Below are 6627 nucleotides of genomic sequence, written 5' to 3' on the forward strand. Positions count from 1 at the left end.
TCCGGCATGTCCGGAGCCATTTGCATCGTCGCCAGAAGGAACCTCACGTGATTCGTAACCTGTTCAACGAGAAACATGTCCGTTACGCCGCTTGAATATTACGCACTATTTGATGAACTGGTCAGTAAGAATCAATCGCATAGAAGGATAAGGATTTCGTGCGGCCGTGTCCTGCAGGTGCGAAATCTGGCGCTTCAGCCGGCTGTGCCGCCAAGACCCAATCGCGTCCGATAGTCGGCCAGCAGCAACAGCTGGGCGTCGACCTGCGCCGCCAGCTTCGTCCGCTCTTCCGTCGCTGCGCTGAGCGCCACACGTGCGTTGCCCAGTTCCCCCGCCTGCGCGCTAACCTCGGTGCGTAGCGCGTCGCGTTCAGTCTCGGCGCGAACGTGATCGGCGAGCATCCGATCGAGCGCCTCCTGCATCTTCTCACCATGTGCCCGCGCTTCTCGCAGACTTTTGCCGGCTGCGCCAGACTCGGCAACGAGCCGTGCATTGTCCTTGTTCAGTTGAGTAATTTCGTTCTGCTTGACGATGAGCGTCTGATTGGCCTGGCGCAGCTCGGCCTGAAGTTGCTGGACCTGCTGCTCGTGCCGGCGCGCTTCCTGTTCACGCTGTTCGCGACTGGCGCTCCGGTAATGCTCAAGTGCCTCGTGCGCGTGCTTTAGCTTCTCCTCGAGTGACTGGCGGAAGCCTTCGTGTTCGGCAAGCCGCACGGTCTGGTCGTGCACCTGCTGCGCCAGTCGTTCGACGTCGATCGTGCGCTGCTGCGCCGCCAGACGTGTGTCGGCGTGCGCATCCTGTTCGCTCGATAGGGCGGTGGCCGCGTTGGTTAGCTGCCCCTGCAGTACAGCAACCCCATCGGTGAGCTTGGCGATCTCGGCTTGCGCTTGCTGGCGCTGGGCGGCTGCGGCGGCGGCCTGCTGGTCGACGCGCGCCTGCGCTTCCTCGTGCAGGCGGGCCGCGAGCCGCGCGACGAGATCCTGGATGGCATCCGACAGTGACGCCGTGCGCGTCAGCGACGCGCCTTCGGCTTCCTCCAGTTCTTTCAGGTAGCGGTGGATCGTAGTCTTCGAGCCGGTATTGCCAAGCGCGATCCGGATCGCGTCGATCGACGCGTGCTGGCCCTGGGCGATCACCGAATCGCGAGCGCGTTTGACATCCAGGCGGGTAAGACCGGCGCGAGCCATAAGCTTCCTTCGAATATCGTACTGTATTACGTACCATGTATATACGTATCATCTCACGCGGTCAAGGGCGGTCTGACGCGAGCATCTCTGGCGTGTGATAAAGGAGGATTATCCAATGTGAGCCCCCGAAAACAGCCTCCAGGAGTCGGGAACGGTACAAAAAGGAGATTGGTTGCCCGATTTCAGGCGAGCGTCAGCTGGAGTTCCTGTCCAGGCACGCACACCTGGTAGCCCATCGCCCGATAGCCGCGCTGGCGCTTGTCCCACATGCGCAGGAGTACCGGATGCCCGCCGTCCACGTAATCGAGCACCCGCACGCCAGTTTTACCTGCATGCTCGCGGTGAAGCCGGCCGGCGTACTGCTGCAGGGTGCCTTTCCATGCGACCGGCATAGCCAGCACCAACGTATCCAGCGCCGGGTGGTCGAAACCTTCCCCGACCAGCCTGCCCGTCGCGAGCACGACGCGGGGCGCGTCACCGGCCAGCGCGTCAAGGGCTGCCAACTGGGTGGCGCGCGCCTTTCTGCCGAGCCGTCCGTGCAGCACGAACAGCGACTGCACCGTGTCTTCCAGCATCTGCTGCAGGCTATCGAGATGGTCCGTCCGCTCGGTGAGTACCAGCACGTTACGCCCCTGTCCGTACTGTTCACGGACGGCCGCCGCGATCATCTGCGAGCGCGCTGTGTCTCGGGCAAGATGTGCGAAGACCGCCTGGATCGGCGCGTCGTCTGCGACGTCCACCGCAGCAGTGAGCCTCTGCGGGAAGACCTCAAGCAACTGCGGCGCGTTAGCTGGCAGCCGCGCCGCATGCCGGATCGGCCCGCACAGCATGAACATCACCGGTTGCTGGCTGTCGCGCCGCACCGGCGTCGCGGTCAGGCCCAGCACGTAGCGCGCCTGAACGGCCTTGAGTACCGCCTCGAAGGAATCTGCGGAGACATGGTGACATTCATCGACGATGATCTGGCCGTAACGCCGCAACAGCTCGCCGCGAGTACCATCGGGTGCCACTGACTGCAGCATCGCGACATCGATCTGCCCAGTCGCTTTCGACTTGCCGCCGCCGATCGTGCCGATCGCCCGCGGATCGAGCCCGAGAAACGACTGCAGTCGTTCGCGCCACTGATCAAGCAACTCCCGGCGATGCACGAGCACTAGCGTGTTAACGCCGCGCTGCGCAATCATCGCGGCCGCCGTCACGGTCTTTCCAAACGCCGTCGGCGCATGCAGGATGCCGGTGTCGTGCCGCAGCAGATCGGCCACGGCCGTCTGCTGGTCATCGCGCAACGTACCAGCAAACGACACGACGATAGGCTCGCCCGCGCAACGCTCGTCGCGGATGTCGCAAGTGACGTCGTTGTCGCACAGTAGCGTCATGACGTCGTCGAGGCACCCCCGCGGCAACGCGATGTGACGCGGGCAATTTTCGGCCCTGCCAATGATGCGTGGTTTGTCCCATACGCTGAAACCGCGTGCCTGAGCCCGGTAGAACTCCGGATTCTGGAAGGCTGCCAGTCGGATGAGACGATTGAGCAGTGCCTGGGGAAGCTGTTCCTTCTCGAAATAAAGCTGGTTCGCGAGCGTCAGCGTGAGCGATGCCGGCATCGGTCCGGCCAATCGTTTCGGCAGCGCGGGAGGCGGCTTCCACGGCTCGATCTGGTCCTCTTCGATGATGAACGCAACGTCGAGCGGATGGGCGCCGCCCGTAGCACGGGAAATCACGCCCTCAATGTCGCGCCCGTCCATCATCCGGATGGCTGCCAGATACGCCCACTGGTCGGCATAGGGCTCGAGGCGTTCGTCAACGAACACGCTGCATCCGCGCTCGCGTGGCTGTTTCTGCAGCGGCAGCGCGATCAGGTTGCCGAAGCCGCCTTTGGGGAGCACGTCCTGGTTCGGAAAGAGCCGGTCGTAAGACGACAACTCAAGCTGCCGGGTTAGGGCGCAGGTGTGGCTGATGATGGCTGCCCCCATCCGTCGCGCCTCGCGCGCGGTAACGGCCGACGAGAAGAATATCCACGCGTGTGCGCCGTTACCCGAGCGAGAGATCTCGAGCGAAACGGGCACGCCCAGCTCTTCACACGACTGCCGGAAAGCCATCGCATCTTCGCGCCAGCCTTCCTCGTCGAAATCGACGGCGAGCAGGTAGCAGGTGCTGTCCGGCATCAGTGGGTAGAGACCCACCGTATGATCGCCGGCCAGATGCGCGTAGATGACCCGATCGTCCAGTGACAACAGCAAACGATGCCCACAGTCCGCGCAGCGGATGCGGGGCTTGTCGCAGATTCCTGTTCGCCATTCATTGGCGCAGGCCGGCGCGTAGCCCGACTTCCCGGAGTTGCGGCTTTCCCAGCGAAGCGGGTAGACATCCGTGCGGCCGCGAAACAACCGCCGGAAGAGTTGCACTTTCTGGTCTGGAGAAAGTATAGGGGCGCTTGTGTTCCGCCCCGCTGATGACGGTTCGCGCCGGACCGCTGGCGCAAACTTACCCGGCGTCGGCGCGGTTATCGGCAGCAAGGTGGTCAGTCGGACATTTTCAGCGTGCAAACGGGCGAGTTCGGCGAGCAGCTCTTCGCGTGTGAAATTTTCCCAGCCCGGATGTGATGGCTTGCCTTCGTTCATCGCTTCATCGGTCGAAACTGCATTCCTCGTCTCGCAATCCGACTGGCGCACATGATCGTTGTTGCATATCATCGTCTCCGATATTGATTGCCCGATTGTACCCACGAGCCATGTCCGCTATCGATCGCTATGTAGAAGCCGCGACGCGCGAAAATACCCGTCGCAGTTACCAGTCGGCGATCCGGCATTTCGAGGTTGAATGGGGCGGCTTCCTGCCGGCGAGCGCCGATGCAATTGCACGGTACCTTGCCGACTACGCCGAATCCCTGTCGGTCAATACGCTGCGGGCGCGCTTGGCAGCACTCGCACAATGGCATCAGACGCAGGGTTTCGCAGATCCGACGAAGACGCCGCACGTGCGAAAGGTACTCAAGGGGATCGCGGCGCTGCATCCTGCGACCGAGAAGCGCGCCAGGCCGATGCAGCTCGCGCAGCTCGAAAAGCTTACCGCCTGGCTTGATGGGCAGATCGACCAGATCGCAGACGAGCGAAGCCACCTCGCGAACGTTCGCAACCGAGCGCTGGTGCTACTGGGCTTCTGGCGTGGTTTTCGTTCGGATGAACTCAGTCGATTACGGATCGAGCACGTGACCGTCGAGGCGGGCCGCGGCATGACGTTGTTCCTGCCGCGCACGAAAGGCGATCGCGCACAGCTTGGCGCGACGTTCAAGGCGCCCGCGCTGTCGCGGCTATGCCCGGTGGCCGCCTATGAAGCTTGGATTGCCACCTCTGGCCTGACCGAGGGGTTCGTGTTCCGAAGCGTCGACCGCTGGGGAAACGTGAGCGACGAAGGGTTGCATGCCGGCAGCTTTGTTCCCTTGTTGCGCACGCTGTTTCGCGAGGCTGGACTACCCACGCCCAATAGCTACAGCAGCCACTCATTGCGGCGAGGCTTTGCGACCTGGGCCAACTCGAACGGCTGGGATCTGAAAATGCTGATGGAGTATGTTGGCTGGAAAGATGTGCGTTCGGCAATGCGCTACATCGACGCGGCCGATCCGTTCGCACAACATCGCATCGAGTCGGCACTTACGATGATGCCACCCACGCAGCCCGCGATCGCCGAACCTGCGAAGACGCAGTCGTTGGCGGACGAGGTAACGACATCGTCGACGCCGCAAACGCGCCTGAGCCTGCATCTGGTCATCGAGCGCAACAGCAAATTCGTGCGAGGCATGTCCAAGGCGCGCCGCTGGATCGAAGATTTCTGTCATGCCCTGTATGAGATGCGATGCGTCAACCGGCAGCACACGCGATACGAGATCGCCATGCCGTTTGCATACGGAGCCGAACTGGAAGCGGCGATCGAGGAACTGCTCGGCGAAATCCATTTTACCGCAGAGATGTGTGACTGCATGGCAGAAGCGGTGCTGCACGATCCTGTCGCAGACCGGTATTGGCGCTGATCGCGCTCGTCGACTTCATCGGACGGACGCCAACGGTACCCATACGCCGTCCGTCTCTATCCGGCACGCCTCATGATCCCGTGCCTCGTTGCCAGGGCGCGGCCTCCAGCAGGACGTCGCTGTATTGGTCGATGGGAAAGCTCAATGTGCCCCTGAAGTTCACGTGCGCAAAATGCGCAGGCCCCATCCGGCGCAACCACTCGTCGTCGACCTGTCGTCCTTTGCGCCGCCAGCCGTCGACCGTCGTCTGCATGCGTTGCGTGTTCCAGGCGATCACAAGGTTCGTCAACAGTGTCAACGAACCCGAGATGGCGACCATTTCATCGCGACGTCGACCGCGCTCGGGGGCCACTCTGCCGGTGTAGATCGCGCGCTGAAGCTGGTGGACGGACTCGCCGCGATTCAGCAGCGTATGCAGTTCCCGGCGGAACGCCACGTTGCTGAAGTAATCGCACAGGAAAAGCGTGCGCAGCAACTTGCCGAGTTGATCGGCGGCCCGATGCACCGGGTCGCCTTGTGCGGCACTGCCGAACCGCTGCAGCGCGACCACCGCGCTGATGCGGCCGGACTGAATCGAGGCGACGAGCCGCAGCAGTTCGTCCCAGCCGTCGCGAATTGCCTTGAGCGAAACGTCGTGGGCCACGACCGTTGCCAGTCCTTCGGAGACGGCAAATCCGCGCGGCAAATACAACTTGCGCTCGGCCAAATTGCGCAGGCCCGGACACAGATCGAAGCCCAGTAGCTTCGAGACGGCCATCCCCACGCTCGTGTATCCGTGCGTGTCGACGGAGAGTCGCAGCAGTCCGCCATCGTCTCGGTTTTCGTTGTGCCGCAATACGCCTTCGATGGCCACGCCCGCCTGCCGTTCGTTCAGCACGATCGGTTGGTTATAGACAATGCCATGCTGATCCAACACATGCGTATAGATCCCGACTGCGTGGGTTCGGCGCCGCGGATCGACGCGGGCATAAAAGAGGTGCGGCGAAGTATCCAGGCTCATGGAATCGCTGGATGCTTGTCGCCCCGTTCCCCACAATTCAGTAATCGGATGCGTGCGCTGGAACTCGACCACGCGCTCGTTCGCTCGCGACAGTCGGCCAGGCATCTCGAGCGCCCGCATCGCCGTCGCGATGGGCGCCAGGTCGAGTTGTGGTGTTACGTCTCGATCAATTTGAGGCGGAACAGGGGGTTTTTGTCTCGCGTACGTCGAGCACGATTTTACGAACATCGCCGCAAACATCGCGAGACACGGCACCTATGAGATAGGCCGGTACTCCTCTGTTATCGTGAGACGGTTTCCACACCAGTCCACGAACGCAGAACAGCCCGGCCTATGCTTCGGATCGTACATTCGTTTCTCACGCTCGAACAGCATCTTCGCGCCATCGTCACCACGCCCCGGTCCTACCATCC

The 6627-nt window shown here is 62.4% G+C and carries 3 protein-coding genes and 1 pseudogene; 1 reads left to right on the forward strand and 3 read right to left on the reverse strand.

The genetic code is table 11. The annotated features are described in order from the left end of the window. Positions 1 to 194: 194 nt before the first annotated feature. Together CFB82_RS40695 and CFB82_RS40700 are read right to left on the reverse strand one after the other, a co-directional pair. Entirely contained in the window at positions 195 to 1187 is a 993-nt protein-coding gene (locus CFB82_RS40695) for a DNA-binding protein (RefSeq protein ID WP_089487854.1), read from the reverse strand. Between the two features lie 182 nt (positions 1188 to 1369). Next, entirely contained in the window at positions 1370 to 3808 is a 2439-nt protein-coding gene (locus CFB82_RS40700) for a TOTE conflict system archaeo-eukaryotic primase domain-containing protein (protein ID WP_089487855.1), read from the reverse strand. Positions 3809 to 3918: 110 nt separating this feature from the next. Between CFB82_RS40700 and CFB82_RS40705 the strand changes: the two genes are divergently transcribed. Further along, on the forward strand, positions 3919 to 5214 hold the full coding sequence (locus CFB82_RS40705; RefSeq protein ID WP_089487856.1) for a site-specific integrase: 1296 nt from the start codon (positions 3919 to 3921) through the stop codon (positions 5212 to 5214). 70 nt (positions 5215 to 5284) lie between these two features. Here the strand turns inward: CFB82_RS40705 and CFB82_RS40710 are convergent. After that, positions 5285 to 6367 (reverse strand): annotated as a pseudogene (locus tag CFB82_RS40710) (transposase); the annotation flags it as partial. Positions 6368 to 6627 lie beyond the last annotated feature (260 nt).

It is taken from the genome of Burkholderia sp. HI2714, from assembly GCF_002223085.1.
GTDB lineage: Bacteria > Pseudomonadota > Gammaproteobacteria > Burkholderiales > Burkholderiaceae > Burkholderia > Burkholderia lata_D.